The organism is Arenibacter sp. S6351L (genome assembly GCF_023016025.1).
GTDB lineage: Bacteria > Bacteroidota > Bacteroidia > Flavobacteriales > Flavobacteriaceae > Arenibacter > Arenibacter algicola_B.
Window position 1 is genome coordinate 177,173 of the sequence record NZ_JALKBB010000001.1, and the last position, 26,847, is coordinate 204,019.

Consider the following 26,847-nt stretch of genomic DNA (forward strand, 5'->3'; position numbering starts at 1 on the left):
AAACTGCCCCTTGATTATATTCCGTTAAGGGATAGTTGTTGTGTATGCCGGTTTAATTGCTTTTTATTTTTAAAGTATCTATAACCCTTTCCAAGACACTTTCTATCGTTGGTTTTTGGGCAATAATTATATTTTTGGTGTGTTTTTCGGCTTCCGAGGCGGTGGTAGTACCAATACAAAATGCAACACTTTTCTTTAAATTATTTCTGGCTATAAAGCTTTCAATACCGCTGGGACTAAAAAACAGAATACCATCAAAATCGGTGTCAAAGGTAAGATGATTTGGGGTATTTTGATATACGGTCTGTTCCTTAAATGCCACCTTGTGTTTTGTTAGGTAGGAGGGAATTTCATCCCGACGTTTATTACCGCACAAAAACAAAAAAGTTTCATTTGAGTGCTTATTTACCAAAATCTCGGCCAATTCTGCCCCATAATTTGTCATTTCCATGACATTTATGCCATTTTTCTCTAAAACCGACCTTGTTTTTTCGCCAACACAAAAAGCAGAATAAGAATTGTTTTTGACGTTTAGGGGACCGATTATCTTTAGAAAAGCCTTTACGGTATTTTGGCTGGTAAATATGATATTTTTGAAAACTGGGTCTATATTGGGTGTTAAGTATTCAATTTTGATGGCATCATACTCTTCTACTTTAATATTGGCATTGGTCAGAATTGCTTTTTGGGAGGCTGTCAAGATTTTTGTAGAAAGAACGGTCATGCTCATGATACTTTGGTTTGTAATTCCCAAGCTGGGGTCATGCCAATTCCTTTTTTATATCCACCATCAATTCCTTGCCGCCATTTGCCAAAATCTTTAGGGCGCACAACTTACCAAAGTGGAGGTATTCCTGGGCGGAAATAGACTTCTTGACCCTTAATTTCTGTTTGCCATCCAAGGAAAGTAGTACACCTTCAAAATGGAGGCTATCTTGTTCTATTTTGGCTAAAGCCCCTATGGGTGCCGTGCAACCCCCTTCTAAAATTTGTAGAAACTCCCTTTCTACATGGGTGCAAATATCGGTGGTGGAATCGTTTAATTTGCGAACCGCCTCTGTTGAAAAGGTATCGCTTTCCATGCTAACGACAACCATGGCTCCTTGTGCCGGTGCGGGTACCATCCAATCCAGGTCTATGTGGTTTGGTGGTAGTACCTCTATACGTTCCAAACCTGCCTTGGCAAAGATGGCCCCGTTCCAAGGGTTGTCCTGAAGTTTTTGAAGGCGGGTGTTTACATTTCCCCGAATATCCACAACCTTGTGAGATGGGTATTTATGCAACCATTGCGCCTGTCTTCGTAAGCTTCCGGTGGCAATGGTACCAATGGATTTTAAAAAATCCAAATCTTTGTAAACTAATATATCTTGGGTATTTGCTCTTGGTAGTACCGCGCTCTGTATAATTCCCTTCGGAAGTCGGGTAGGTACGTCTTTCATGGAATGCACGGCGATATCAACGGTGCCATTGATCATGGCGATGTCCAATGTTTTCGTAAATATTCCGGTGATGCCAAGTTCATAAAGCGGCTTATCCAAAAGAAGGTCTCCGGTAGATTTTACAGAAATTATTTCGGTGTTAAAGCCTAAAGCCTCTAATTGGTCCTGAACGGTGTGGGCTTGCCAGAGTGCTAACTGACTATCACGGGTACCAATGCGTATTGTTTTACTCATTTAGACTCCAATTCTAGTTGAAAAACTCGTTGTATAAGCTCTAAACTGGTATCGGAATCTATTTCGGTATCTTTAAGATGATTGGCAAATTGCTTGGTAATTTTCTGAATGATGCGTTCCGAGATAATATCGGCTTGTACAGAATTGAAATCGGAAAGCTTTTTGCTTTGGAAGTCCAATTCTTCATCCTTCATGGTCTTCAATTTTTTCTTAAGCGCCTTAATAACTGGGGCAAACTTTCTAGTTTCCAACCATTTTATAAATTCTTCCTTTACTTCTTCAATAATGGCCTCGGCCTGAGGTACGGATTCTTTTCTTTTCTCCAAGGTGTCATCCGTCATTTGGGATAAATGATCTAAATGTATTACGGTAACATTCTCCAAATCCGTGACATTATCCGATACATTTTTTGGAATTGAAAGGTCCAATATCAACAAAGGTTTCTTTGTGTAGATCAATTCTTTGGAAATAGTGGGCGATTGTGCCCCGGTGGCCACGATAAGCACATCGGTGTTTCTGATTTCGGTCTGTAGGTCCCCGTAATTTTTGACTATCAGATTAAATTTGCCAGCTATTCGCTCAGCCTTGTCCTTGGTACGGTTAATAAGGGTGATGTGCGAATTTTTGGTATGCTTAATTAAATTTTCACAAGTATTTCTGCCAATTTTCCCGGTGCCGAACAACAGAATATTTTTTTCTGATATATCGGGTACGGTATTAATGATGTATTGTACCGAGGCAAAGGCTACCGAGGTGGCGCCCGAAGAAATATTGGTTTCGTTCTTTATTCTTTTGCTGGCTTGGATAACGGAATTGCATAAACGCTCCAAGAACGGATTGGCTATATGCTGCTTTTTTGAGCGATTGAAGCTTTGTCGTAATTGACTAATAATTTCGAAATCCCCTAAAATTTGGCTGTCCAATCCTGTGCCCATCCTAAAAAGATGGTTTATAGCATCGTTATTTTTATACACATAGGCTACTTCCTGAAATTCCTCCACGGTGCCATGTGTATTATCGCACAATAATTTTATTAACTGGTAAGGATGCTGGGCAAATCCATGCAATTCGGTACGGTTACAGGTAGAAGTTACCAAGAGACCGTCCAGTCCTATTAGTTTGGCTTGCTCCAATATGCGATCTATGGTGTTTTCATCCAAGCTAAATTTACCGCGCACTTCGGCATCTGCCTTTTTGTAGTTAAGGCCAATGGTATAAAATGAATTATTTTTGGAAATGTGATAATCTTTCATAGGTACTCTTGAGAGCGTCACAAAAATAAGAGCATCAAACTTATAAAAGTAACGCTAGAGGAACAATAAATATCGTTTGTGGTTTTTTAACGCTGTTTTGGGTATGAAAACCCTTGAAATAGTATATTTTAGCGGTGTTAAGGGAATTCTTGTCATTGGTAATTTAGAATGTTTCTAAATAGATAAATTTAATATAATGTCGACATGGAGGAAGAAAATATCGCTCAAGGGTCTTTCGAGGAAGTATTTATTGAAGACGGGTTCTATGTGTTGAAAATTCAAAACGATGGTATTCATAACCAGACGGTTACCCGAGAAATAGACAGTTCCTTTATTCAGTTTCATTTCTGTTTAAAGGGCAGTGCCAAGTTTGTATTTAATGAAGGAAGGTATGCCTTGGAGGTCAATGAAGACAACTCGCTCCTCTTGTACAATACTCAGGTAGATCTACCTCTTAATCTTGTTTTAAATACCAATTCCTGGATGGTCTCCATTATAATGACCATCCGGAAATTCCATTCCCTGTTTTCCAAGGAAGCCGATTATATACCTTTTTTAAGCTCGGATAACAAAGATAAAAAGTACTATTCTCAAGAGGCTGTATCCCCCGCGATAGCGGTAGTTCTGAGTCAGGTAATGAACTATAACCTTCATCGTTCCATAAAGGAGTTGTATATAAAGGGGAAGGTTTATGAACTAATTTCTCTCTATTTTAATAAGAGTGAGGATGCCGATGTGGAACAATGTCCCTTTTTGGTGGACGAGGACAACGTTAAGCGCATTCGGAATGCCAAGGAAATAATTATTTCTAGAATGGCCGAACCACCTAGTCTACAAGAGCTGTCCGAAGAAATTGGGCTTAGCCTTAAAAAATTGAAAGAAGGCTTCAAGCAGATATATGGGGATTCCGTATACAGTTTTTTATTCGATTACAAGATGGAATATGCCCGTAAAATGTTGGAATCTGGCAAGCACAATGTCAATGAGGTTGGGCTGAAGGTAGGCTATAGTACTTCCAGTCACTTTATTGCAGCATTTAAGAAAAAGTATAGTACCACTCCAAAGAAATACCTGATGTCTTTGGCCAGCGGTTAAGTTGGTTGTGTTCCTCAGCTTGTATTATTCATTATATTTTTATGTTTTCGGATCTGCAATGCTGCTTATTCCGCTCAAAAGACGGGAATTTTTATTTCTAACAAGTAGGGGTATTATTGTGAGAACTCTAGTATATTTTGGAATTATTGATAAATTATGTGTTTTGTTGCGGTAAATTTTAGATATTTAGAACTTCAAATTGATAATCGATAACTTTTATGCACTTATATAAATGTACTATTGCCTTAATTGCGCTAGTAGTTGTGATTGGATGTGGTAGCACCAAAATACAGGAAGAGGTAACCTTAAATCCTAATCTTCACAATACACCTGTACAGATTCCAGAAAAAATAATTTCCGCCAACACATTGGCCAAGGATAGGGTTTTGGTGTTTTCCAAAACCAATGGTTTCCGTCATAAGTCCATTGAAAAGGGGGTAGCCACTTTTGTAAAATTAGGTGTAGCCAATAATTTTGCGGTAACCCATACTGAGGATTCTCTTCAATTTAATAGCGAAAATCTTAAGAAGTTTAAATTAGTGGTCTTTTTAAGTACTACTATGGATGTGTTGGGCGACGAGCAACAATCGGCCTTTGAGAAATATATACAAGCTGGCGGAAGTTTTATGGGTGTTCACGCTGCGGCGGATACGGAATATGAATGGCCATGGTATAACAAATTAGTGGGGGCTTATTTTTTGAGTCACCCCAAACAACAAACAGCTAGGATAGACGTGGTAGACCACAACCATCCTGCAACCAAACATTTGGCCGATATCTGGACGCATTTTGATGAATGGTACAACTATAAAAATATTAATCCAGAGGTTCATGTGCTCATGAAACTGGATGAAAGCTCTTATGAGGGGGGTAAGAATGGTGATAACCACCCTATTGCATGGTACCATGAGTATGACGGCGGACGTGCCTTTTATACTGGCTTGGGACATACTGAGGAAGCTTTTGACGACCTTAATTTCCGTCAACATTTGGTGGGCGGAATTGAATATTGCCTAAAGAGGAATTAACTCTTGGGTATTTGCAAAACAAAGTTAACCACCAATACTTTGTAATTTTAATAACCACCAACCTTTACTGTAGTCCTGCAAGGTTCTATCGACACCCAATCAACCAACGCTAAATTTATTTAGTGTGTCGGCAGCAATCTCGCAGGACTTTTTTTGTTTAATTTTTACTGAATCCCTTTTAGCGGATGATTTAGGAAAGGAGTTGGGTTGTAAGGTATTTGCCCATGTAGCACTTTAGAACAGGAACTGCCCCTATATTTAACGTGAATTAAATAATGAAGGCATATAAAATCCAATTATTGAGGTAATTAATGACTTTCCAAAAAGACCGGATAGTCGGTTTGATCTGGTTTTGGGCAACTAAGCGATAAAATAGTGGTATTTCATAGGATTTGTTGCGTTTTATATCGAAGTATCATGGCTCACCTAGTTGTTCAGATTTAACAAGAACCGACCAAGTGGTTGGATTTGAAATTTTGCACAAAACTGCAAGAGGAGTCCAAATATGAAAGTTAATAACCAGGTTAAAGAGGCCAACCCTAGTTCTTTTTGGGGCTTTTTGGAAAATGTACTTCTACCTTGTCGTGCATGGTATATAGTCTAAACTGGTCTCCATCCGGAACTAGGATGCCACTGGATCTGTTCCCTTCCATTATCGGATTTTGGGGATATTTTTTCCAATGTACCAAGTCTTTTGATGCAGCCACATTGGTGGACCAAAGGCTCCAGTCTTTAAAAGGGGTGCCATGGTAATAAGCATAATACCATCCTTTGTATTTAATGATCTGGTTTACGGCCACGCCGTATTGATCATACTCTTCAGGACCCATTGTTATTACAGGTTCATCCTGTACATTGGTCCATACTTTTAGATCTTTGGAGGTGGCAAGCCAAATGCCCAAGTCGTTGCGCTCATAGAACAAATACCATATGTTGTTTTCCCTCCAGACCGTAGGGGTGCCATAAGGGCCTTTGCTCAAAGGGGAGCCATCGGCGTTGCGCATATCCAGGGAACCATGGTCCGTCCAATGAATGCGATCGGTAGAGGTTAACCTATGGGCTACATCGTTTTTGCCTTCGGCAAACATGTGATAGGTATCGCCTACCTTTATTACCATCATGTCCTCGGTCCAACTCTCATTAAAAACGGGGTTACTTTTATGGCGCTTCCAGGTAATACCGTCCAAAGAGGTGGCATAACCAAGGGAAAGCGATTCCTTTTCCGTTTGAAAGCCCGTATACCACATATGGTAGGTATCCTCTTCCTTTAGGATATACCCGCGTTCACGAATTTTTTGGTCCCAAGTATCCGAACCTGTACCGGTAAAAATTGGATTCTCTGCTGAGGTTTGAAATTGTGTTAATTCGGAAGGAAAGGGTACGGAATCTTTGGGTGTAATAATGGCAACTTGCTCTATGGTCACATTTTCCCCGGTTTTTTGGTGTTTTTTACAAGCAAGAAGCAATATTGTAGAGGATATAAGAAGAAGGAGGTATGTTTTCATGGTCCGGTTATTATTAGTATAGAGGGTTTGCTGTGTTTTTTTGGAACAAGTAAGATAATAATTCCTTTTTATGCGCTGTTGATTAATGGCAAAAAATAGACTGTCCAAATGATAGAGCGTGTGAGGGATAGCAGTGAAAAGCCCGCAGGCAAAAGCCGAGGACTTGTAACGGATAGCCCGTCCCGCTAGGGACACACCCAAACATTTTACTCACTAAGAGGGATTTGAATGCTCCGACGCTTGCCCGTTCCGTTAAGGCGGTCGTTGAAATGTTAACAGTAGTTTCCTTCCAATGCCTCATTGGCCTGCCTTTGTCGGCAGACAGGCTTGCCCTGAGGTAATTGACTTAATGGTTAAAATTGTAACAGTTTTTGATAGAATTTGCCAGATAATGTAGTTTCATGTGTGTTATCTTGCTGTTGGTCCAAACCGTTGATTATATGTTGTTTCAGCCGTGTTTTGACCTCGGGAATATTCCATTGAATAAAAGGGCTGGAAAAGAACTTTAACCCGAAATTTTTTTGTGTACAACCATAGAAGGTTACAAATCCGTAAAAATGAAATTGGCCACCGTATTGATATTCCTCTTTTTTATTACGCAGTTTGCCTTTGCGCAACGCCCTGCCCAGGGTCCTATGTCCAAAAAGCGGTTTAATCCGGAGAAAGTGGGATATAAATTGATATGGGAAGATCAGTTTAAGGGCAAATCTTTGGATACTACAAAATGGGCCGTGAGAGGAGTGGGACCAAGGGCCATAGCTTATGTGTCCGAGGAGGCTGTAAAAGTGGAAAACGGGTATTTAAAATTATATGCCCTTAAAAAGGGAGACTCCCTTTTGGGCAGTGCTGTAGGTACCCAAGGTAAGTTTATGTCCAAATATGGCTATTATGAATGTAGGGCCAAATTGCAAAAGTCAGAGGGTGTATGGGCTGCTTTTTGGATGCAGTCTCCAGGAATTAGCAAGGGGGAGGATCCGTCCAAATTTGGGGCGGAAATAGATATAATGGAGTTTTTTAAAAAATTGGGGACCGATATAGTTTCCCATAATGTGCATTGGGCCTACGGACCCAATCAACAATCTACCAAGGGTATGCAGAGTTATCGCAGAGGGGTAAGTTTGGGGTTTCATACTTTTGGTTTGGAATGGTTCCCGGACAAGTATATTTTTTATGTGGACGGGTTTAAGTATTACGAAGTTACTACCGGTATATCCAATATTGAGGAATATATGATCTTGAGCATGGAATACCCAGGCAAAAAGGAGGAGATATTAAGAACCATTTTTCCAGATGTTTTTATGGTCGACTATGTTAAGGTTTACCAAAAGAAGGAAGGCTATTAAGTATGACCAAATGAGTTTAATTAAATTTGCAAATTATCATAACCCTAAGTTTTTAATATTGAATAAGAACCCATGAAAATAGCCCTACTACAAGAGTCAGACGTAAATCCTGATATGGAGCAACAACTGGCCGGATTGTTCCGCCAGTTAAATGCCGATATAAAACAGATAGACCTTAAGCAGGTACTTGATCCGGACAACCCGATTAGTCTGGTGTATTGCAAGGAAAACAATAAAGTATTGGGAATGGCTTTAATGTGCACCTATACCGTTATATCCGGCATTAAGGGCTGGGTTGAGGATGTGGTTGTAGATGTGGAGCACCGGGGCCAGGGCATTGGCAGAAAACTAATGGAAAAATTGGTGGAATTGGGTAAGGAAAATGGCCTTACCGAAATCCTTCTTTTTAGCGCAGATAAGCGAATTGAAGCCATTAATCTGTATAAAAGTTTGGGCTTTAAGGAAAAAGAAAGCCGTATTTATGTCCTTAAAACCGAGGCTTTGATCAAGAAAGGCTAAACTGCGCTGGATAACAAAAAATAGACAATTGCACTTATTAGGGCTGCTATAGGTAATGTCAGTATCCAAGAAAGTACAATATTGCGGACTACTTTTATATCTGACTTTTTGGTTACACTACCAATTCCAAAAATTGAGCCTACTGAAACATGGGTCGTAGAAACGGGAAGGCCATGTATACTTGCGGTGGTTACCAAAAGACCTGTAATAAGGTTGGCCGTAAATCCTTGCCCATGATTCATTGGCGTTATTTTTTTGCTTACGGTTTCGCCAACTTTTTTTGCGTTCAATAGCCCCCCAATTGCCATTGCCAAGGCCACGGCAACCATGCCCCATTCTATAGATAGGGTGTTTATTACAATGAGCAAACCTACCAATTTAGGGGTGTCGTTCAACCCTCTGGCAAAACTAACTACCCCTGCACTTAAAAAATGGGCAGCATCCAATAGTTTTTGGGCATTTAAACCCAAAAAGGCTCCTTGATACCGTTCAATGCATTTTTGTTCTTTATCTATATTAATAGATTTGTATGAGGTAATGGAGTTAGATACAGGATTTACCTTGTTCAAATTGTTTACAATAGGTACGTATTCTTGGCCAATGCAAATGCAGATTTGTTTGTTGACTCCAAAGAAAACACGTAATCGTCTAAAAAGGAGATAGACTACTATACTGGCGATGGCAGCCATCAATGGACTCAAAATTAGGGGCATTATAAATGTGCTACCTAGCAGACTAAAATTAAATGTACTTCCCACAGCCACTATTCCACTACCGAAAAGTCCACCTACCAAACTATGCGTAGTTGAAATAGGCATCCCTATTTTTGTGGCCAAGAACACCGTTATTCCCGCGCCTAGGGCTATTGAGACTGCAAATTCAGGGGTCTGTATCAAAGCATCCGGGACCAAGCCCTTGCCTGAGAAGTTTTTGACCAGGGAACTAGCTAAGAAAATCGCGGTAACAGAACCAAGAAATGTCGTTAGTGTTGCCCAATTTATGGCCCGACTGTAATTTGTGGTTCCACTGCCAAAGAGGGTGGCCACACCTTTAAAATTATCATTGGCCCCGTTGCTATATGCCAGAAAGCATGCCACTACAAAAAGAAGTACAAAAATCATAGATAATAATCTTAGGGTATAGGAATAATTGAATCCGCCGGCATAAATAAATAGACGGTGGGGATTTGCATTAATTACATGAATAATCTTAAAATATAAAGTTGTGTTGCCATAACGGAGTCAATAGGAAAGGCTTTTTTACCATTTAAGACACTAGCTATTTTACAGAGGAAGTATTTATTAAAGCAGTGGGCTCCGAGAACGTGGTATCAGATCATGGAACATAGTAACTTCTTCAGTGTAGGGTGGAATCAAATTACAGGAATTTAATCCTTATTTTATAAACTTTTCATTTTCAAGGGGCCAGGGTTTTTAATTAGGGTTAAAATTGTAACAGTATTTGAGAAAATCTTAGATATTATGTTTACGGATATGTTCTATATTGCTGTATCCCTATGATTGTTGTACTTAGGTGTATAATAATGTTGTTGTAATAACTCCGGCTACGGAGGATTTTTTATGGATAAAATAGTCAATGTAAAAATCTAATAATCAATAATTATGAAGAAGAAAAAATCTAAAAAGGCTGTGGATTCGCGCAGATCATTTATTAAAAAGGGTGCTATGGCATCCTCCATCTTTTTTGTGCCTAGGCATGTTCTTGGGGGTGTTGGGTATACTGCTCCCAGTGACCGATTGAATATTGCGGCCATAGGTGCGGGGGGAAAAGGTGCCAGTGATATTCGTAATGCTTCCGTAGGAGGTAGGGAAAAAGTGGTTGCCTTATGTGATGTGGACTTCTCCGGATCGGCAAAAAAATCAGTTGAACTTTTCCCAAAAGCCAAGCTTTATGCAGATTTTAGGGAGATGTTGGACAAAGAAAAGGGGATCGATGCCGTTACCATTTCCACCCCGGATCACGTTCATGGACCGGCAGCTGCATATGCCATGGAGCGGGGGGTACATGTATATGTACAAAAACCTATGACACACAATATACGGGAGGCGAGAATGCTGACCGAGATGGCTAGAAGCAAAAAAATAGTGACCCAAATGGGGAACCAGGGAGGTTCCAATCCGTTATTGGGCATGGTTCAAAAATGGGTAGATTCTGGGGACCTTGGTAAGATATCCAAGGTACAGGTATGGACCAATAGGCCAGTTTGGCCACAGGGAGGAGCATTTCCTAAGCCAGATCCGAGTGCCAAACCAAAGGACCTTAACTGGGACTTATGGCTAGGGCCATCGGAATTTAAGCCATACACCCCTAATTTGCATCCGTTTGGATGGAGAGGATGGTGGGAATACGGTACAGGGGCTTTGGGAGATGTAGGATGTCATTTGATCGATATTCCTTTTAGAACCTTGGGGCTTAAATATCCAACAGATGCGGAATGTAGCGTGGGGGCGGTATATACCAATATGTGGAATGCAGATTATCATCCAGAAGGATGTCCGGCTTCATCATTTATAACATTACACTTTGGAGCTACGGAAAAGAGTCAATCACCAATAGAAATGACCTGGAGCGATGGAGGTATAAGACCTGCACACCCAGAAATTATCCCGGCTGATCACGAAATTGGAGGTAATGGAAGTCAGAACGGGGTATTGATCATAGGTGAAAAGGGAATTATTTCTACCAATATCAACGATAGTTCCCCTTTGATGCCAAAATTGTATATGAACGATGGCTCAACGGATTTTGGTCCGGAAGTGGAACCAAATGATGAACCCGAATACGGACATCAACGTCTATGGATAGATGCCTGTAAGGCCGGTTTTGGCAGCAAGGAACATCTTGGGCTAACATCTTCCTTTGACTATGCAGGTCCTATGACAGAGACTGTTCTAATGGGGAACCTTGCCATTCGTAGCTATTTGTTGCAAAGAGAAAATGAGAAAGGCAAGATGGAGTTCTTTGCCCGTAAGAAATTGCTTTGGGACGGAGAGAATATGCGTATTACCAACCTTGAGGAGGCAAACCAGTTTGTAACGAGAAATTACAGACCTGGCTTTGTAGTATAAGTTGGAATAACACGGAATTAAACACCCTTAAAACCGCAACTTATAAGGTTTTAAGGGTGTTTTATATTTTATAATTAACTAAAATTTTTAATCCCATACGGATTGGCGGCATAACGGCTTTAGGTATTTTGCTATATTTGGCCCTTAAAAAAGATTAACTATGAAGAACACACTTTTTGTTTTGGCCTTAATGCTTTTTATTTCTTGTTCTAACGACAAGAAAACAGAGGAGGACATTGATTATGTTGCCAAGAACGAGGCGGATATCCAGGCCTATGTTGAGGAGAACAACTTAACCGCCATAAGAAGTAATTCAGGACTTTATTACGTAATTGAAGAAGAAGGGACGGGAGCACAGGCAGTGGCCAGTTCCAATGTAACTGTGGCCTATAAAGGGTATTTTCTTAATGGATCGGTCTTCGATCAAAGTGATGAAGAGGGTATTACTATTGGCTTAAACCAGGTAATAGCAGGTTGGACAGAGGGCATTGCCTATTTTAAGGAAGGTGGTAATGGAATACTTTTGGTGCCTGCCCATTTGGGTTACGGTAGCAGGGATTATAGTGGGATTCCTGGTGGATCCGTACTTGTTTTTGAGGTCACTTTGATTTCTGTGAATTAATCGACACCTAGTTTTTTGCTTTTCCTTTGGCTTGTGGCCAGTTGTATGAATAATTACAAAAACCGACCGAAAGGTTGGTTTTTGTTTGTTGTCGATGCTGGAATATTGATAGGTTGGCAGATTATGTGTATAATTCGCCGATGATTTACCTGCTTCAGAGCTGTAATCAGCTCAATATGATATTAAACCGACCAACTGGTTTGTAAACGAACCGCAGAAAAGAAATAATTCTTTCCTATATCTCTCCATAAAAGTGGATACTTACTTAAAATTCTTCTTCATTATCCATCATGTCCTTATATTTAGAGTTTCGAAATAATCCCTGGATAGTTAAAGCATCCCTGTCTAAAAAGTTTGCCGAAAAGTGAAGCTAAAACGGAGAAGAAAACTCATTACTTATCTGAATATTTTGGACCAGCCTATTCGGTTTAATCCTTTTGTATTCAGTCGCACCTTTTTATTATGGGCATTCCTCGGTTTATTAGGGGGATTGATTGCTGGCTTATATTGGATTGTGCTGGAATTCTTGACCCACAAAATGGCATTTTTTGCAGGTTGGCAGGTAATCCCCCTTATGTCGATCGCTGGTTTATTGGCCGGTTTGGTGATTCATTTTATTGGTGATCCTGGTGAAATCCACCTCATTGTAAACAACATTCGTTTTAATAAGGGGAAGTTAGATCCCAAGAATAATCCATCAATGATATTATCGTCCTTGCTTTGTGTAGCCTCTGGCGGTAGTCTGGGCCCAGAAGCCCCTTTGGTGCAGGTTACCGGGTCAACGGGTACTTGGCTTGGAAAAATATTCCGGTTAAAGGGCGAAGAATTACGTTCCTTGAGTATTGCGGGCATGGCTTCGGGTTTTACGGCCTTGTTTGGCGCCCCATTGGGAGGCAGTTTATTCTCTCTGGAAATTCTGCACCATAAACATGCTGTAGAATACTATAAGGCTATTATTCCTGCCTTGGTAGCAAGTAGTTTTAGTTACGTGGTTTTCGCTTTGGTCATTCATTTGGGCATTGGTCCTATTTGGAATTTATCCGAATATGAATATTCAGGCGTGTTCGATTTCCTCTATGCCGTAATATTTGCCGTAGGTGGCACTCTTGTGGCTTGGGGATTTATATACTGCACCAAATTCTTTAAAATGATTTTTGAAAAGCGACCGATTCCTATTTATTTAAAAACTTTGATTGGGGGATTGCTTTTAGGGATTATAGCCTATTTTTTTCCTTTGACGAGATATTTTGGCCATCATGAAATTAATGAACTGCTTACTCAGGATCTATCACTGAATGCGCTTGTGGCGATTTTGGTTTTTAAAATTGTAGCTATTGCCATTACTGTTACCTCTGGTTGGCGGGGTGGTTTTATTATACCCTTGTTTTTTGTTGGGGTTAGTTTAGGAATGATACTTTCTATTTTATTCCCTTCCATTAATCCAATTTTGGCTATAATAAGTTGTATGGCGGCCATAAATGCCTGTGTCACCAGAACACCTATGAGTACGACTATTCTTTTGGCTACTTTAACCGGGTTTGGGTATTTTATCCCTATACTCTTTGCTAGTTTAACGGGATATTTTTTGGCTCCTAGAATACCATTTATAGGTTCACAAATGGAATAATAAATTAAGTGATTGTGTAAAATGGGATTGAACATAGAGCCTCGAATTGAAGAGATATCGAAAAAAAAATTGATCGGTAACCGATTGGTCATGAGCTTATCGGAGGATAGGACGAAGGAACTTTGGCGGGGATTTATGACCAGAAGAAAGGAAATTGGGAATCCTGTGACCACCGATTTGATAAGTATGCAGGTATATGACCGGCTGTTGAGTTTTTCGGAATTTAATGATACCACCCAATTTGAAAAGTGGGCCGTTGTTGAGGTGGAGGATTATAAGGACTTGCCAAATGATATGGAGTCCTATACCTTGTTAGGAGGGTTATATGCCGTATTTGTTCATAAGGGTTTACCTAGTGACTTTCCAAAAATGGCACAGTATATTTATGGGGAATGGTTGCCAAAATCGGATTACGAGTTGGATCATAGGGAGCATTTCGAGATTATGGGCGATAAATACAGGAATAACGACTTAAATTCGGAAGAAGAGGTCTGGGTGCCCATTAAAAGAAAAAATTAAGAATAGGTAGATATGGAAAAAAAGTCGTTTTTAGGTTTATGGGCAATAATTTTGCTATTTCAATTTTCACTTGCCCAGGAGGACACTGCTATTTCTTGGTGGAATCCTGCAGATTCCAATTCCCTGGTCGTTGAAGGGCAAGCTTGGCCAGATCAGGTGGCTTCACGGTACCACAGATTGCCAAAGCAGGCCGAGGGAAAAGTTCGGGCTGCTGTTTGGAACCTATCCAAACATTCAGCAGGCCTGTCTTTACGGTTTAGAAGTGACGCCGAATCTATTACGGTTCGCTATAAGGTGAAAGGAAATCATGCCATGCCCCATATGCCAGCAACCGGGGTTAGTGGGGTGGATCTATATGCCAAGACCAGTGATGGGGATTGGAGATGGTACAGAGGAAAGTATTCCTTTGCCGATACCGTACAATATCGCTATTCCAACATTGACCCAAAAGAGGAATACCATACTAAGGGTAGGGAGTATCAGTTGTATTTGCCTTTGTACAATGAAGTGGAGTGGTTGGAAATTGGAGTACCAGTGGAGGCTGTTTTGGAACCTTTGCCATTAAGAAGGGAGAAACCTGTGGTAGTTTATGGCACCTCCATTGCACATGGGGCCTGCGCCTCTCGCCCAGGAATGGCATGGACCTCTATCTTGGGAAGAAAATTGGATAGACCACTTATTAATTTAGCCTTTTCGGGAAATGGTAGAATGGAGGAAGAGGTAATTAATTTTATTACGGAAATTGATGCCAAAATCTATGTGTTGGATTGTTTGCCGAATTTGGGCGCCACCAAAGATCGTTCGTTGGACGAGGTACGGCAACTTCTTATTTCCGGGGTGAAACAGTTAAGGACAAGGCGTCCCTCAGCGCCAATTTTGTTGGTGGAGCACGACGGTTATTCTGATGGTGCCGTAGACAGTGAACGTTTTAAAACCTATACCGATTTAAATAGAATTACCAAGGAGGCATTTGCTCAATTGGAGGACGAGGGTATAAAGGATATTCATTTATTGACCAAGGAAGAATTGAATCTGTCCATGGAGAGTTTTGTAGATGGTACCCATCCCACCGATTTGGGGATGATGGAATATGCCGTGGCATATGAAAAAGCCTTACGCGAGATCTTGAAGGAGCCTATAGGGGGTATATCCACAACTATTCCGGTAACCCAAGCCAGGGAGCCCGAAATGTACCCTTGGGAAGGCCGTCATCAGGAATTGTTAAAAATGAATCGGGAAAGTGCCCCAAAAATATGTTTTTTCGGAAATAGTATAACCCATTATTGGGGAGGTAGCCCAAAAGCCTCTTTAAGCAATGGAGCCGATTCCTGGAAGGCCAATTTGGACGAATTGCAGGTACGCAATTTTGGGTTTGGTTGGGATAGGGTAGAAAACGTGCTCTGGAGAATATATCACGATGAATTGGATGGCTTTGAAGCTGAGCAAATAGTCCTGATGATCGGCACCAACAATGAACACCTCAATACGGATGAAGAGATTCTCAGTGGATTGGAAATGGTAATCAGTGCCATAAAGGAAAGACAGCCTAATGCGCGACTGTTATTGCTGGGGTTGTTTCCCAGGGTGAACAAGGAGGAACGTATGAGGATTTTAAACACGGGAATAGCTGCATTGGCAACCTCTAAAAATGTGGATTATGCAGATATTGGCGGGGTGCTATTGGGCAAGGATCAGAAAATAGATGCCAGTCTTTTCTCGGATGGTTTGCATCCCAATGCAAAAGGATACCGAAAAGTAGGCAAATTATTAAAACAAACCTTGGAGAAAAATGCGAATTAGAAATTTGAAAAGAACCGTTCCCATCTTATTGAGCATATTGTCATTATCCTGTAATTTAAAGACCGACGGAAACTCCTTAAATGCCACTTTGGAAAAGGAGGAAATGAAGGAAGCTAAAAAATCTTCCAAGGCACCCATTATGGGTTGGGCCAGTTGGAACAATTATAGGGTGAATATTAATGAAGAGATTATAAAATCCCAGGCAGATGCCATGGTGTCCTCAGGTTTAAAGGATGCCGGTTATTCCTTCATCAATATAGACGATGGCTTTTATGGGGGACGGGATGAAAATGGAAACCTCTTGGTGCATAAGGAACGCTTTCCTTCCGGAATGAAATCATTGGCAGAATATATTCATGCAAAAGGGCTAAAAGCAGGAATCTATTCCGATGCGGGGATCAATACCTGTGCCTCCTATTGGGATAAAGACACCATTGGCTCCGGAATGGGGCTTTATGGACATGATCGGAAGGACTTGACCTTATATCTTAAGGAATGGAAATATGACTTTATTAAAGTGGATTGGTGCGGCGGAGAATGGTTGGGATTGGACGAGGAAATCAGATATTCAGAGATTGGAAAGATAATAAGGGAGATTAACCCCAATACAGTTTTCAATGTATGTAGATGGAAGTTTCCAGGTAAATGGGTAACACAGATAGCAGATTCATGGAGAATTTCCGGAGATATCAGCAATAGGTTCGAATCTATTCTTAGGATAATTGATTTAAATGCCGATTTGTGGACCTACAGTTCTGCCGGACATTATAATGATATGGATATGCTTCAAGTTGGAAGAGGAATGACCCTGGAGGAGGATAGGACCCATTTTTCCATGTGGTGCTTAATGCATTCCCCACTTTTGTTGGGCAATGATCTAACTACTATGTCCAATGAAACATTGAAACTGGTGGGTAATAGTGAAATGATAGCGCTCAATCAAAGTCCCTATGTTTATCAGGCAAGGCGTTTGGTAGATTATGGGGAATTAGAGGTTTGGGCAAAACCACTTATAGATACTATGAGCGGCGAAATAGCCGTAGGATTGCTTAATAGGTCCAATAGCCCGGCGAACATAACTTTTAACCTATCGGATATAGGAATTAAGGCTTCTGAAGGATATACCATTCGGGATATATGGGCCGATAAAGACTATAAAACCGCCACGGAAGAAACAATTCAGATGGAAGTTCCCAGCCACGGGATTGTGGTTCTAAAGATTAAAGGTGAGGCCGTTCCCTTTAACATTTTCCAGTTCAAGGAAAATAATTGGTAGCCTTATAAGGGTCGTGCCACCATAATCCCCGTATTACTTTTTATGCCCTTTAGGTATTCGGCTAAGGGTAGTTTGGAAACTTCTACCTCCATGGATCCTGTGGAAGCGTGCAACAGATGTATTCTGCCATCGGCTTCCCGACTTGCAATTCCAGTATGTGTAATATCTAGTCCTTTAATGGAAGTGGTCAGCGCAATTATATCGCCAGTTTGAATTAAATGCTCATTAGCTTTTATTTGATCCTGAGGAAGGATACAGATGGACTGCAATTTCAGAAATTCCTCTGAAGCCTGTATTTTTTTATAATTTTCATCATCTTTGAGAAATGGATACAGTTCTCTATGTGTGCTCATAAAATTGATGGCCTTACTACTTACCACACCTCCAATTTCCGAGGTCATATCCTTTAATAAGCCCTTATGCTCATTGTTGGCGATCCATTCTGAAAAATAATGCAGCCGTGACGGGTAACCATTGAGCTCTCCATTTTTATACCGAATGGTTTCTAAATGGTCTAAAAAGCTATCAAAGTCCTTTTCGTTGTTTTGTAACATTAGACTAAAAGCCAAAACATTCTCTACAAAGGTAGTGCAGTCCAACCCCTGAAAGTTAATGACCAAGGATTCAGTTTCTCCTATTTCCAGAGTTTTGGCCACATAGGGAGTTCCGATAAACGTTTTGCCCACTGCAACCATAGTTGTTCCAATATCTTCAGTATTAATATTAGAAATTGTCTTTATTTTGGTGTTAAAGGCTTCCCTATCCTGAGGAGAACAAATTAGATTTTGGGCAGATCCATGGGGAATAAGGCAGAGGAACAAGAGACTAAGGAAAATAGTTTTCATTTAAATGGATAATTTAAATTTTATTAAATAACTGTTTGTATATAAATTAGTTAAAATATATTGTACTTAACGGGTTTAAATTTTTATGTCTTTCAGGGTATCTGATTTTGGTAGAAATATTTTCTTTTAGCAGGATTATATTAGGCGTCTGGTTTCCTTTGTAAAATTCAATAATGAAATTAATTAAAATCTACCATGATTCGTCTTCCATTAAACTTCATTGGCTATAAAATATGCATTTTTGTGGTTGTTGGTTTCTATAATGGTTAATGTTGACTCTATCTGGATAATAGCAACCTTTCTAATGGGAAAATCCGGTATATCCTGATGGATTGTTCACTATGGCACGTTGCCTGTCTTTTAAATTATACTCTTCGGTCGTTAATTGTAACATTTCTTCTTCTGTATTAATATCGGTAATGTTGAACCCTTTGTTAATGTAGTAGGGTTTGCTCTGAATATGATCAGTATCTGTGAATACTAACATGAACATTTTTAAATTGTTACTATAGCTTTCCCTATCTTTTACTTTAAAGTAGTAACTATGATAATTTGTGGATGGATAATACATTTTTTGGTCCTTGACGAATTCAATGGAATGCTGTTCAGGGTTTAATTCCAGGGTATTGTGTAGAATGGATTCTGCAATGGCTTTTTGGTTTCTATAATTGGAAGGGAAAAAATTGAGTTTTCCAATTTGTTGTAATTTTTTAAATAGCAGTAAACGGGTTTCTGGATTCTCGGACAGGGAGATTATTAAACTTTTCGGTATTTTATTTTCCCCGCCAATTGGATTTTCTTCATTTTTTACCAGCAGCGAAATATATGAAGTTTGGATTTGTGGATCGTTTACCGTGGATAAACGTTGAAAGAACATAGCTACTTCCGTTTCTTTGATGAATGGGTAAAGTAGCACTGCATAATCTTCCAGGATATCGTAATAGTTATCACGTGGGCTGCTTGGGGACTCCTCGTTCAATTGGTCCATAGAAAGGCCAAGTTGCCGTTTTAATTGGATCTTCGCATCATTTAAAATCTGGTTCTTGTATTTCTTGTAACTCTTGGGTTTGATCAATCCACGTGCTTTAAGCTTTGCAAGCATTGAGAAAATTGGGGATTTATATTCTTCAATGGCACTGTAGTCCAATATTTCGGGGAATAATTTGCGGGCAAGGGGCAGGCTATCCAAATAGGGCTGGAATATATTTTGAATCTCCTGTTTGCTGGATACTAGGGGCAAATCGGTGGACATAAGGCGCAAGAGCAGTTCTAATGAACTTTCATTTTGTTTTTTGCTTATGGCCTGTAGGATTTTCGTTTGCGCTTTGGAGTTGTTGTAAGACCTTTCGTAGTAGTTGTCAAAAAAGTTGGTAGCATCCACGTCTGGCATTTCGGCCAGTTTCTGGATTATATGAGCCTGTAGGTATTTTTGATTGTCTTTAAAGTCGAACTCCGATATATAGTATTTAAGGGAATCGGCATGTTTTTTATTAAATTTTAAAAACGTATACCCGTCATGGACTATACTGTCGTTCTGTCTGATAGCCTTGAAAAAATCGGAGGTTTTATCACTTAAGATAGAGGAACCGACCACGGTATCGTAGGGTGTGAAATTGTAAAAGAAATCCGTGACGAATTTACTTGGTGGTCTAACAGTGTCTATTAATGCCTTTATTTCGTAAAGCAATCCCCCCTTAACGATGTTTTTTATCAGTATTCCTCTAGTACTTGCCGTATCTGTCAGGGTTAGGTTTAGTTCATGATATTTTTCATTGTACGGGGGGCGTTCCTCCCTAATAATGTTAAAAGTATTCTGACGGTACAATTTTCTCCTGAGCAGCCAAACGGAATCTATATTGGGAAACATTAGAAAATCATGGGCCTTGTTTACAGTTACCAAGATGGCCTCATTATTTTTGTCCTGATAAACAGATTTCTTGGTGTAGGCGTTGTAGGGTTTGGGTTTCTTGTGCCTTTCGTAATAATTATTACTGTTTTCTACAAATTTTGGTGGATCAACGGGACTAATCGTAGAAAAAAACATAGCGGTATCCTGTATTTTTGTAAACTCTTCGGTATAATTGGGTTCCCTGATCTTAAATGAATCGAAATAGTGCTGGGCCTCGGTACTGTCTTTGGTTACAGTGCCCAAGAGATAATAGTTGTTTCCCCAAATAATGGTCTTTAAATAAAGTTTTTGTAAACCGCTGGGATCGAACTTGGCAGAAGAGGTCAGGCTTTGGTCATCGAAAGCACCATATTCGGGATCCAATTTAAGATCTTGATAAAATCTGGATTGAATTTGTTTTAGCTCAAAGGTGTCTTGCTCAATAAAATTGAAATCGTTGAGGGTGGCTTTTTTTAGAAAGAAATAGGAGGAGGTTTCTGGATTCACTGCCTCAATAAAGCGATTGCCTTTTCTTTTGCGATTGGTAAAATTGTAAATCCCAGGCATTTCAACTTCGAAGTCATCGAATTCCGAAAAAAGTACCGTTCGTTTTTTTTCTAATGATTTGAAGCTGATGCTGTTAAAAATTGTATCCGAATGTTTTACCACATAATCCCCTTGGCCGCTCATTTTAAAAATTAGTATTTCCAAAGGGGTAATGTAGATATGATACCTCTGAAAATCACCGTTTTTCAATTGATTTTTTATGTCCAGACCGGGATATGTCCCGTTTTCTATTTTCGTCTTTTCAAGGATCTTTCCGGGAATATTTTCGAACAGTAGTTTGTCCACATCATCCATGGAGTAGGTGTAGTCCTTTTTTAAATAGGTAAAAGTGGGAATGCGGTTCACCATGAGGTAGCTGCCATTGGCCAAATCGGGTGAAATATAGGTGGTATTGGTATATTCTGCTATTGGATATAGCTGGTTGGGCAAAAGAAGGCTAAAAAGGCCATCATCAGGAGTTCTCTTACTATAAACATTACTGAGAGTTTTGGCTTCCAAAGAATCTTTTAAGGCCCGTCCTTTGTTTGAAAATCGGGAGGAGAGTGCCTTAACTTCGTATCCCTTGTTTCTAAGGAGTTGAATTACCCCATTTTTTCCAGGGAGGTGGGCTGCCCCAATCCCCGCAAATACTGTGGCCGTATGCATTAAGGAATCCAACCGTGCCGTCATATTTTTGTTACGGGCATAAAGCATGTTCTCCAAATAATACTCGGTATACATGGCCTGGTCAAGGGAATCGATAAGATTGATATTGCGCTCCCTATAGGCATCCTGCAAAAGAGACATTACATCTTGGGTCTGCATCTTTTTTTGAAGCCATTCGTCCGGTTTGGGTTTCATGGCATTCATGTTGGCCCTGCCCACCAGGGCAGTGGATTCCTCCAGGTCCTCCAGAGCCCTAATAGGCTTTGAATATTTTTTCCCCGCCTGGTAAATGAACATGTCCAGATAGGTTTCTTCCTCAAAGTTTTGGGAACTTTCATTGGTTCGGTAAAGGATATTGTTTACAAGACGATCATCCAAAGAAAGGTATGAGGACACTATTTCCTTGGTAGGGTTTTTTATGGAAAAGGGATAGATATAAAAACCTTTGGTCACAAATCCGGTGCCATAGCCTATACTGCTACCACGCATTTTGCCGTAATCTTCCAACCAGGTATCCGGATCGGATTCCAAGGCCACTATTTCACTTTTGTCCAAGGCTTCGTAAAAAACATCGTCCAACCTAAAGGCAATTTTTTGGCTTACATGCATGGTTCCGTATAAATAGGACGATTCCTTTAGGTTATTCCCGGATATTTCCCAAAGAAGACTGTTCTCCTCCTGGGCAAAAATTCCCTGGGAAATCATAAGAAATAGAAAACCTAAGTAAATACGCATACCAGAATCCAAATTTTAGTTAAAAATGCTTCAAAAAACATTAGGAATAAAAGCTTAGGGCATAATTAACGTTTTATTTGTATTCAACTACCATGTTTCATGCCACACCTTATGCAAGGTGGTCTATTTTTGGAAAGGTTTGGTTGTAAGGTCGTCCTTAAGGTACAAACGTGTATGTGGCAGACTTTCCGGATAATTTTCTTGTAAAAAACCAATCAGTTTTTCCCTTACCAAAACCCTTAAATCCCATGCAGTGGCCGAGTCAACAGCACTCATTAACGCTCTGATTTCTACACTCTGGGCCTTGGCATCCGTCACCTGTAGTACATTTACTTTTCCATCCCATAGATCTGTGGAAGATAGAACCCTAGTGAGTTCTTCCCTTAGTTTATCGAAGGGAACTCGATAATCCGTATGTATAAAAACGGTTCCCATTATATCTGCGGATGTTTTGGTCCAATTCTGAAAAGGCTTCTCTATAAAATAGGTCGTTGGGACTATAAGTCTCCTTTTGTCCCAAATTTTTATCACTACATAAGTCAGGGTAATCTCTTCTATGCGGCCCCACTCACCCTCTACAATCACTACGTCGTCAAACTTTATAGGTTGGGTAAAGGCTATCTGTATACCGGCCAGTATACTTCCAATTAGTTTTTGTGCGGAAAAACCTATGATAATACCCGCTACCCCTGCAGAGGCAAAAAGACTTACCCCAACTTCCCGGATACTTTCGAAACTCATTAAAGCTGCACCCAAGGCCAATACCACTACTACTACAATGAAAATTCGTTCTAGAATATTGAATTGGGTGTAAATTTTCCGAGCTTTTAAATTGTCGGATGTTTCTACATCATAGTTCTTGATAATTAAATTTTTGGCCACCTTTAAAGCCACCAAAATCAACCAGGTTATCGAAAAAATGATTAGCAGAGTGCTAGACTTTTTTATAACAAAGCTATAGTCGTTTAGGTACAATAGGGTATGAAGCGATTTTGAACGAATTAAAAAGGACAGGAAGAGTATGAAAAGTGGCACACTTACTCTTTTCATGGCATCCTTGGGGATGAGATATTTTGGATTACTTCCCAGTTTGCGCAAAGTAAAATAAGTGCTGATGTAAAGAATAGCCAGAAGGATAAAAGTGCCCGTAGCGTAAAGGAGGGTTTGGTTGTCTATGTTTCGAAATATGTTTTCCATAAAGATCTGGCTTAAGTTCAAAAAGGACTTTAACTTACTAAAATCTATTCAATATAAAAATTTCGGGACAGTATAATACTCCTATTAACTTTAAACAACCTCTAAAGGGACTTATTAAAAGCTGGGAGGTTCCCAATTAATAAGCAAACCTGGGGCATTGGAAATAAAATACTACACGGTATTAAAAAAGGTATTATATGCCCATGTCCTATAAATTGGTCCTGTCTATGTAGGTATAGATAAACTATTTATAGGAATTAAATTATAGTTGCTCTGCATGTGTTATTTTTGTTGCACAGGTAAATTGATAAAAAAGGAAGAATGAAAGGAGTTTTGTTGGTAAACTTAGGTTCCCCGGATAGTCCCACAGCTAAGGATGTTAAACCTTATTTGGATGAATTTTTAATGGACGAAAGGGTTATAGATGTCCCCAATTGGTTAAGGAATATTATAGTGCGGGGGATTATTCTACAGACTAGACCTAAAAAATCGGCCGAAGCCTATCAAAAGATATGGTGGGAAGAGGGATCTCCCTTAATAGTGATCTCCGAACGATTTGCCGATAAGGTAAAAAAGCAAAGCGAAATTCCGGTAGCCTTGGGGATGCGTTATGGGAGTATGACGATTAAGAACGCCTTGGTGGAGCTGTCCGAAAAAGGGGTGGACGAGGTGCTGTTGGTGCCATTATATCCACATTATGCTATGTCTTCCTATGAAACCGTGGTGGTAAAGGCCATGGAGGTAAAGGATGAATTTTTCCCTAAGATTAAAATAACGACGCTTCCGGCGTTCTATAATAACAAGGATTATATTGAGGTACTTTCAGAAAGTATTGCAGCAGGGTTGAAAGGTTTTGAATACGATCATATTTTGTTTTCATATCACGGTATTCCCGAAAGGCATATTAGAAAGTCCGACCCCACAAAATTTCATTGCAAGATAGATGAAAGTTGTTGCAAGACCAATTCCGTGGCGCACCATACCTGCTATCGACATCAGTGTTATGAGATGACCGAGAAAGTAAAGGAGAAACTTGGTCTTTCCAATGATAAGGTGAGTCTTTCCTTTCAGTCCCGCCTGCCAAATGATCCCTGGTTAAAGCCCTATACCGACTTTGAATTTGAGCGTTTTGGGAAAGAGGGTATTAAGCGTTTGGTGGTAATTACCCCGGCCTTTGTTGCGGATTGTCTGGAAACCTTGGAGGAGATTGCCATGGAAGGAAAACATCAGTTCCAGGAAGCTGGTGGGGAAGATTACAAACATATTCCCTGTCTCAACGATAACGAGGCATGGGTGAATTTAATGGTGAAATGGATCGGGGATTGGCAGACTAAGGAAACACTTCCTGCGTAATGGCCAGGGTTTCCTCAGAACAGTTGGGCAGTGAACCTATAGGGAAATTGCTGGTAAAACAGGCGGTACCAGCTTCTATAGGCATTTTGGTCATGTCACTTAACGTTCTGGTCGATTCTATTTTTGTTGGCAACTGGATCGGATCTATTGCTATAGCGGCTATCAATGTAGTACTTCCGGTTTCCTTTTTTATAGCGGCCCTCGGTATGGCCATTGGTATCGGAGGTTCCAGCATTATTTCTCGTGCCTTGGGCGGAAGTAATAAGGAAAAGGCCCTAAAGACCTTTGGAAATCAAATTAGCTTAACTCTTCTGGTCACCATTGTTATGGTGATATTGGGCCTGTATTATGTAAATAGTCTTATTCCGGCCTTTGGAGGTAAAGGGGATATTTTTGTACCGGCAAAGATATATTATACCATTGTGCTATACGGGGTGCCATTCTTGGCCCTATGTATGATGGGGAATACCGTAATTAGGGCAGAAGGCAAGCCTAGGTTTGCCATGAACGCTATGATAATCCCTTCGGTGGGGAATCTCTTGATGGACTATATTTTTATCTATGTCTTCGATTGGGGAATGGAGGGGGCAGCATGGGCAACCACCATTGGGTATATTCTTTGTTTTGCCTATATCCTATATTTTTTTCTGTCCAAAAATTCCGAGCTTAAATTGAAATGGTCCCACTTCGGATTGGATACCCCTATATTGAAAGAAATAGGGGCTTTAGGTTTCGTTACCTTGTCCAGGCAGGCTGTAATAAGTTTAATTTATTTGTTGATGAACAATATCCTCTTCGGTTTGGGAGGGGAGGCCATGATCGCAGTCTATGCCATTATAGCTCGGATGCTTATGTTTGCCCTCTTCCCTGTTTTTGGGGTTACACAGGGATTTCTGCCCATTGCGGGATTTAATTACGGCGCAAAAAAATACCAAAGGGTACGAGAATCGATCAACACCGCTATCCTTTATGCCGCTGGCTTGGCATTTGTGGTGTTTGTGGGGCTTATGATTTTTCCTGCGGAGATTGCCGCCTTATTTCTAAGTAACAGGCCAGATATGTCGACCTCAGAACTGGCCATGAATTCTTATGTTTTGGAACACACCCCCTCGGCCATGCGCTGGGTCTTTGCCGCGACACCAATTATAGCCGTTCAATTGATAGGTGCAGCTTATTTTCAGGCTATTGGGAAGGCCATACCGGCCCTATTGTTGACCTTGAGCCGGCAAGGCTTCTTTTTTATACCGCTCATTTTAATTTTACCAAATTACTTGGGGGAACTGGGAGTTTGGATTTCCTTTCCCATTGCAGATGTCTTGGCCACGCTGGTTACAGGCTTTTTTTTAAGGAAAGAGGTGAGAGCGACCTTAGTGGAAAAACCATAGTAATACAGGCTATAAGAATTCAACATTCTAAAGTCCAAGAAGAAGATATTTAAACCGAAACCAATATAGAATCTGGGGTTTTAATAGTTCAAAGCTTAAAAAAGGGGTTGGAGTTCCTATTGCTATACCCATGGAATAATATTACCGATAGTAGAACAGCACTACACGCCAATGCCGTATAGGCCAGAATTTCCATGCTGTCTTGATGCCTAATATAAATTGCGAACATTGCCCACACCCCAACAGCTGCAAATTCGCGCATGTTTCTTTTGTATATGATGACCAGGTTTATCAAAGTGGCAACCACCATGAGAACAATGGTCCATTGCACTTCTGTAAGAAAACCACCGCTCCAACCTATTTTGGTTAGATAAAGGGCAATATTGGCTATAGTGGCAACGGTAATCCATCCGCTGTAAAGACAAATCGGCCACCAGGAAAAGGCTATTATTCCCTTGGGGGCATCCCATAGTTCCATATTGGTATTGATAATAATTCTTAGTAAGGAGATTAGGATTCCGGCCATGATAATTACGGTTAAGCCCATGTACTCATATGCAAAGGCAATCACCCACATCCCATTCAATACATTGGCAAAGGCAAACCAATATCCCGTCTGCTCTATATAAGCAAGTTCTTTCTCATCAAAAAAAACAACTTTAATTTGAAATAGGGCATAGGCCAACAGGCCTAAAAAAATAAGGCCCCAAATGGCAAATGCATAGCTGGCAGGAGTGAAAAGATTGGTGTAACGCTGACTTAATTCCCCTATAGTGGTATCGTTAATGCGGACAGCCTGCGAAACATAATTTACGGCTATGACCAAAATCACCGAGAGAAGATTTATAATGGATAACTTTTTTTGCATTTACCCAAATTACGT

At 40.2% G+C, this 26,847-nt stretch carries 21 protein-coding genes; 12 read left to right on the top strand and 9 right to left on the bottom strand.

Features of this window, described 5'->3' with window-relative positions; all coding sequences use genetic code 11:
• Positions 1–52: 52 nt before the first annotated feature.
• The 3 genes from MWU82_RS00725 to hemA are packed head-to-tail and all read right to left on the bottom strand — an operon-like array spanning position 53 to position 2,926.
• On the bottom strand, positions 53–730 hold the full coding sequence (locus tag MWU82_RS00725; protein ID WP_247094890.1) for a uroporphyrinogen-III synthase: 678 nt from the start codon (positions 728–730) through the stop codon (positions 53–55).
• A gap of 31 nt (positions 731–761) precedes the next feature.
• Positions 762–1,673, bottom strand: coding sequence for a hydroxymethylbilane synthase (gene hemC / locus MWU82_RS00730; protein WP_247094891.1), 912 nt, complete (start codon positions 1,671–1,673; stop codon positions 762–764).
• Positions 1,670–2,926 (bottom strand): glutamyl-tRNA reductase, encoded by a 1,257-nt coding sequence (hemA, locus tag MWU82_RS00735; RefSeq protein WP_247094892.1) that lies wholly within the window; start codon positions 2,924–2,926, stop codon positions 1,670–1,672. Before hemA ends, hemC begins: the two co-directional genes overlap by 4 nt.
• 204 nt (positions 2,927–3,130) lie before the next feature.
• Between hemA and MWU82_RS00740 the strand changes: the two genes are divergently transcribed.
• Together MWU82_RS00740 and MWU82_RS00745 are read left to right on the top strand one after the other, a co-directional pair.
• Positions 3,131–4,021, top strand: a complete 891-nt coding sequence (locus tag MWU82_RS00740; RefSeq protein ID WP_111622886.1) for an AraC family transcriptional regulator — start codon at positions 3,131–3,133, stop codon at positions 4,019–4,021.
• A 218-nt stretch (positions 4,022–4,239) separates the two neighbouring features.
• The gene (locus tag MWU82_RS00745) at positions 4,240–5,049 is read left to right on the top strand and encodes a ThuA domain-containing protein (RefSeq protein ID WP_111622887.1); all 810 of its coding nucleotides are present in this window, start codon (positions 4,240–4,242) and stop codon (positions 5,047–5,049) included.
• A 539-nt stretch (positions 5,050–5,588) separates the two neighbouring features.
• Here the strand turns inward: MWU82_RS00745 and MWU82_RS00750 are convergent.
• On the bottom strand, positions 5,589–6,554 hold the full coding sequence (locus MWU82_RS00750; protein WP_247094893.1) for a hypothetical protein: 966 nt from the start codon (positions 6,552–6,554) through the stop codon (positions 5,589–5,591).
• A gap of 557 nt (positions 6,555–7,111) precedes the next feature.
• Between MWU82_RS00750 and MWU82_RS00755 the strand changes: the two genes are divergently transcribed.
• Positions 7,112–7,897 carry a glycoside hydrolase family 16 protein gene (locus MWU82_RS00755; protein WP_247094894.1) on the top strand — a complete coding sequence of 262 codons (786 nt, stop codon included), beginning with the start codon at positions 7,112–7,114 and terminating at the stop codon, positions 7,895–7,897.
• A 72-nt stretch (positions 7,898–7,969) separates the two neighbouring features.
• A complete protein-coding gene (locus MWU82_RS00760; RefSeq protein WP_215947663.1) occupies positions 7,970–8,416 on the top strand; it encodes a GNAT family N-acetyltransferase in 447 nt (148 codons plus the stop codon).
• On the opposite strand, the gene MWU82_RS00765 is transcribed toward MWU82_RS00760, so the two are convergent.
• Positions 8,413–9,537, bottom strand: a complete 1,125-nt coding sequence (locus MWU82_RS00765; RefSeq protein WP_247094895.1) for an inorganic phosphate transporter — start codon at positions 9,535–9,537, stop codon at positions 8,413–8,415. The genes MWU82_RS00760 and MWU82_RS00765 overlap by 4 nt on opposite strands.
• Before the next feature lie 501 nt (positions 9,538–10,038).
• Here MWU82_RS00765 and MWU82_RS00770 point away from each other — a divergent pair.
• The 6 genes from MWU82_RS00770 (at position 10,039) to MWU82_RS00795 (ending at position 17,349) form a co-directional block, all read left to right on the top strand.
• A complete protein-coding gene (locus MWU82_RS00770; RefSeq protein WP_247094896.1) occupies positions 10,039–11,505 on the top strand; it encodes a Gfo/Idh/MocA family oxidoreductase in 1,467 nt (488 codons plus the stop codon).
• Positions 11,506–11,665: 160 nt separating this feature from the next.
• Positions 11,666–12,127, top strand: a complete 462-nt coding sequence (locus tag MWU82_RS00775) for an FKBP-type peptidyl-prolyl cis-trans isomerase (RefSeq protein ID WP_215947666.1) — start codon at positions 11,666–11,668, stop codon at positions 12,125–12,127.
• Between the two features lie 364 nt (positions 12,128–12,491).
• Positions 12,492–13,754, top strand: coding sequence for a chloride channel protein (locus tag MWU82_RS00780; RefSeq protein WP_247094897.1), 1,263 nt, complete (start codon positions 12,492–12,494; stop codon positions 13,752–13,754).
• Between the two features lie 21 nt (positions 13,755–13,775).
• Positions 13,776–14,273 carry a GyrI-like domain-containing protein gene (locus MWU82_RS00785; RefSeq protein WP_247094898.1) on the top strand — a complete coding sequence of 166 codons (498 nt, stop codon included), beginning with the start codon at positions 13,776–13,778 and terminating at the stop codon, positions 14,271–14,273.
• 12 nt (positions 14,274–14,285) lie between these two features.
• Positions 14,286–16,073: an SGNH/GDSL hydrolase family protein gene (locus MWU82_RS00790; protein WP_247094899.1), complete on the top strand. Its 1,788-nt coding sequence runs from the start codon at positions 14,286–14,288 to the stop codon at positions 16,071–16,073.
• The gene (locus MWU82_RS00795; protein ID WP_247094900.1) at positions 16,063–17,349 is read left to right on the top strand and encodes a glycoside hydrolase family 27 protein; all 1,287 of its coding nucleotides are present in this window, start codon (positions 16,063–16,065) and stop codon (positions 17,347–17,349) included. Before MWU82_RS00790 ends, MWU82_RS00795 begins: the two co-directional genes overlap by 11 nt.
• 2 nt (positions 17,350–17,351) lie before the next feature.
• On the opposite strand, the gene MWU82_RS00800 is transcribed toward MWU82_RS00795, so the two are convergent.
• From MWU82_RS00800 to MWU82_RS00810, 3 genes are all read right to left on the bottom strand, one after another.
• The gene (locus MWU82_RS00800; RefSeq protein WP_247094901.1) at positions 17,352–18,194 is read right to left on the bottom strand and encodes an N-acetylmuramoyl-L-alanine amidase-like domain-containing protein; all 843 of its coding nucleotides are present in this window, start codon (positions 18,192–18,194) and stop codon (positions 17,352–17,354) included.
• A 301-nt stretch (positions 18,195–18,495) separates the two neighbouring features.
• Positions 18,496–22,029, bottom strand: a complete 3,534-nt coding sequence (locus tag MWU82_RS00805) for a TraB/GumN family protein (protein ID WP_247094902.1) — start codon at positions 22,027–22,029, stop codon at positions 18,496–18,498.
• Positions 22,030–22,152: 123 nt separating this feature from the next.
• Positions 22,153–23,226 (bottom strand): mechanosensitive ion channel domain-containing protein, encoded by a 1,074-nt coding sequence (locus tag MWU82_RS00810; RefSeq protein ID WP_215947671.1) that lies wholly within the window; start codon positions 23,224–23,226, stop codon positions 22,153–22,155.
• A 321-nt stretch (positions 23,227–23,547) separates the two neighbouring features.
• Between MWU82_RS00810 and hemH the strand changes: the two genes are divergently transcribed.
• Together hemH and MWU82_RS00820 are read left to right on the top strand one after the other, a co-directional pair.
• Positions 23,548–24,579, top strand: a complete 1,032-nt coding sequence (gene hemH, locus MWU82_RS00815) for a ferrochelatase (protein ID WP_247094903.1) — start codon at positions 23,548–23,550, stop codon at positions 24,577–24,579.
• Positions 24,579–25,964, top strand: a complete 1,386-nt coding sequence (locus MWU82_RS00820) for an MATE family efflux transporter (RefSeq protein WP_247094904.1) — start codon at positions 24,579–24,581, stop codon at positions 25,962–25,964. Before hemH ends, MWU82_RS00820 begins: the two co-directional genes overlap by 1 nt.
• A gap of 88 nt (positions 25,965–26,052) precedes the next feature.
• On the opposite strand, the gene MWU82_RS00825 is transcribed toward MWU82_RS00820, so the two are convergent.
• Entirely contained in the window at positions 26,053–26,832 is a 780-nt protein-coding gene (locus MWU82_RS00825) for a tryptophan-rich sensory protein (protein ID WP_247094905.1), read from the bottom strand.
• Positions 26,833–26,847 lie beyond the last annotated feature (15 nt).

What these genes read in the sequence shown, in the direction of transcription:
- MWU82_RS00725 (WP_247094890.1), bottom strand. Translation starts at nt 730, where the DNA reads ATGAGCATGACCGTTCTTTCTACAAAAATCTTGACAGCCTCCCAAAAA.
- hemC (WP_247094891.1), bottom strand. Translation starts at nt 1,673, where the DNA reads ATGAGTAAAACAATACGCATTGGTACCCGTGATAGTCAGTTAGCACTC.
- hemA (WP_247094892.1), bottom strand. Translation starts at nt 2,926, where the DNA reads ATGAAAGATTATCACATTTCCAAAAATAATTCATTTTATACCATTGGC.
- MWU82_RS00740 (WP_111622886.1), top strand. Translation starts at nt 3,131, where the DNA reads ATGGAGGAAGAAAATATCGCTCAAGGGTCTTTCGAGGAAGTATTTATT.
- MWU82_RS00745 (WP_111622887.1), top strand. Translation starts at nt 4,240, where the DNA reads ATGCACTTATATAAATGTACTATTGCCTTAATTGCGCTAGTAGTTGTG.
- MWU82_RS00750 (WP_247094893.1), bottom strand. Translation starts at nt 6,554, where the DNA reads ATGAAAACATACCTCCTTCTTCTTATATCCTCTACAATATTGCTTCTT.
- MWU82_RS00755 (WP_247094894.1), top strand. Translation starts at nt 7,112, where the DNA reads ATGAAATTGGCCACCGTATTGATATTCCTCTTTTTTATTACGCAGTTT.
- MWU82_RS00760 (WP_215947663.1), top strand. Translation starts at nt 7,970, where the DNA reads ATGAAAATAGCCCTACTACAAGAGTCAGACGTAAATCCTGATATGGAG.
- MWU82_RS00765 (WP_247094895.1), bottom strand. Translation starts at nt 9,537, where the DNA reads ATGATTTTTGTACTTCTTTTTGTAGTGGCATGCTTTCTGGCATATAGC.
- MWU82_RS00770 (WP_247094896.1), top strand. Translation starts at nt 10,039, where the DNA reads ATGAAGAAGAAAAAATCTAAAAAGGCTGTGGATTCGCGCAGATCATTT.
- MWU82_RS00775 (WP_215947666.1), top strand. Translation starts at nt 11,666, where the DNA reads ATGAAGAACACACTTTTTGTTTTGGCCTTAATGCTTTTTATTTCTTGT.
- MWU82_RS00785 (WP_247094898.1), top strand. Translation starts at nt 13,776, where the DNA reads ATGGGATTGAACATAGAGCCTCGAATTGAAGAGATATCGAAAAAAAAA.
- MWU82_RS00790 (WP_247094899.1), top strand. Translation starts at nt 14,286, where the DNA reads ATGGAAAAAAAGTCGTTTTTAGGTTTATGGGCAATAATTTTGCTATTT.
- MWU82_RS00795 (WP_247094900.1), top strand. Translation starts at nt 16,063, where the DNA reads ATGCGAATTAGAAATTTGAAAAGAACCGTTCCCATCTTATTGAGCATA.
- MWU82_RS00800 (WP_247094901.1), bottom strand. Translation starts at nt 18,194, where the DNA reads ATGAAAACTATTTTCCTTAGTCTCTTGTTCCTCTGCCTTATTCCCCAT.
- MWU82_RS00805 (WP_247094902.1), bottom strand. Translation starts at nt 22,029, where the DNA reads ATGCGTATTTACTTAGGTTTTCTATTTCTTATGATTTCCCAGGGAATT.
- MWU82_RS00810 (WP_215947671.1), bottom strand. Translation starts at nt 23,226, where the DNA reads ATGGAAAACATATTTCGAAACATAGACAACCAAACCCTCCTTTACGCT.
- hemH (WP_247094903.1), top strand. Translation starts at nt 23,548, where the DNA reads ATGAAAGGAGTTTTGTTGGTAAACTTAGGTTCCCCGGATAGTCCCACA.
- MWU82_RS00820 (WP_247094904.1), top strand. Translation starts at nt 24,579, where the DNA reads ATGGCCAGGGTTTCCTCAGAACAGTTGGGCAGTGAACCTATAGGGAAA.
- MWU82_RS00825 (WP_247094905.1), bottom strand. Translation starts at nt 26,832, where the DNA reads ATGCAAAAAAAGTTATCCATTATAAATCTTCTCTCGGTGATTTTGGTC.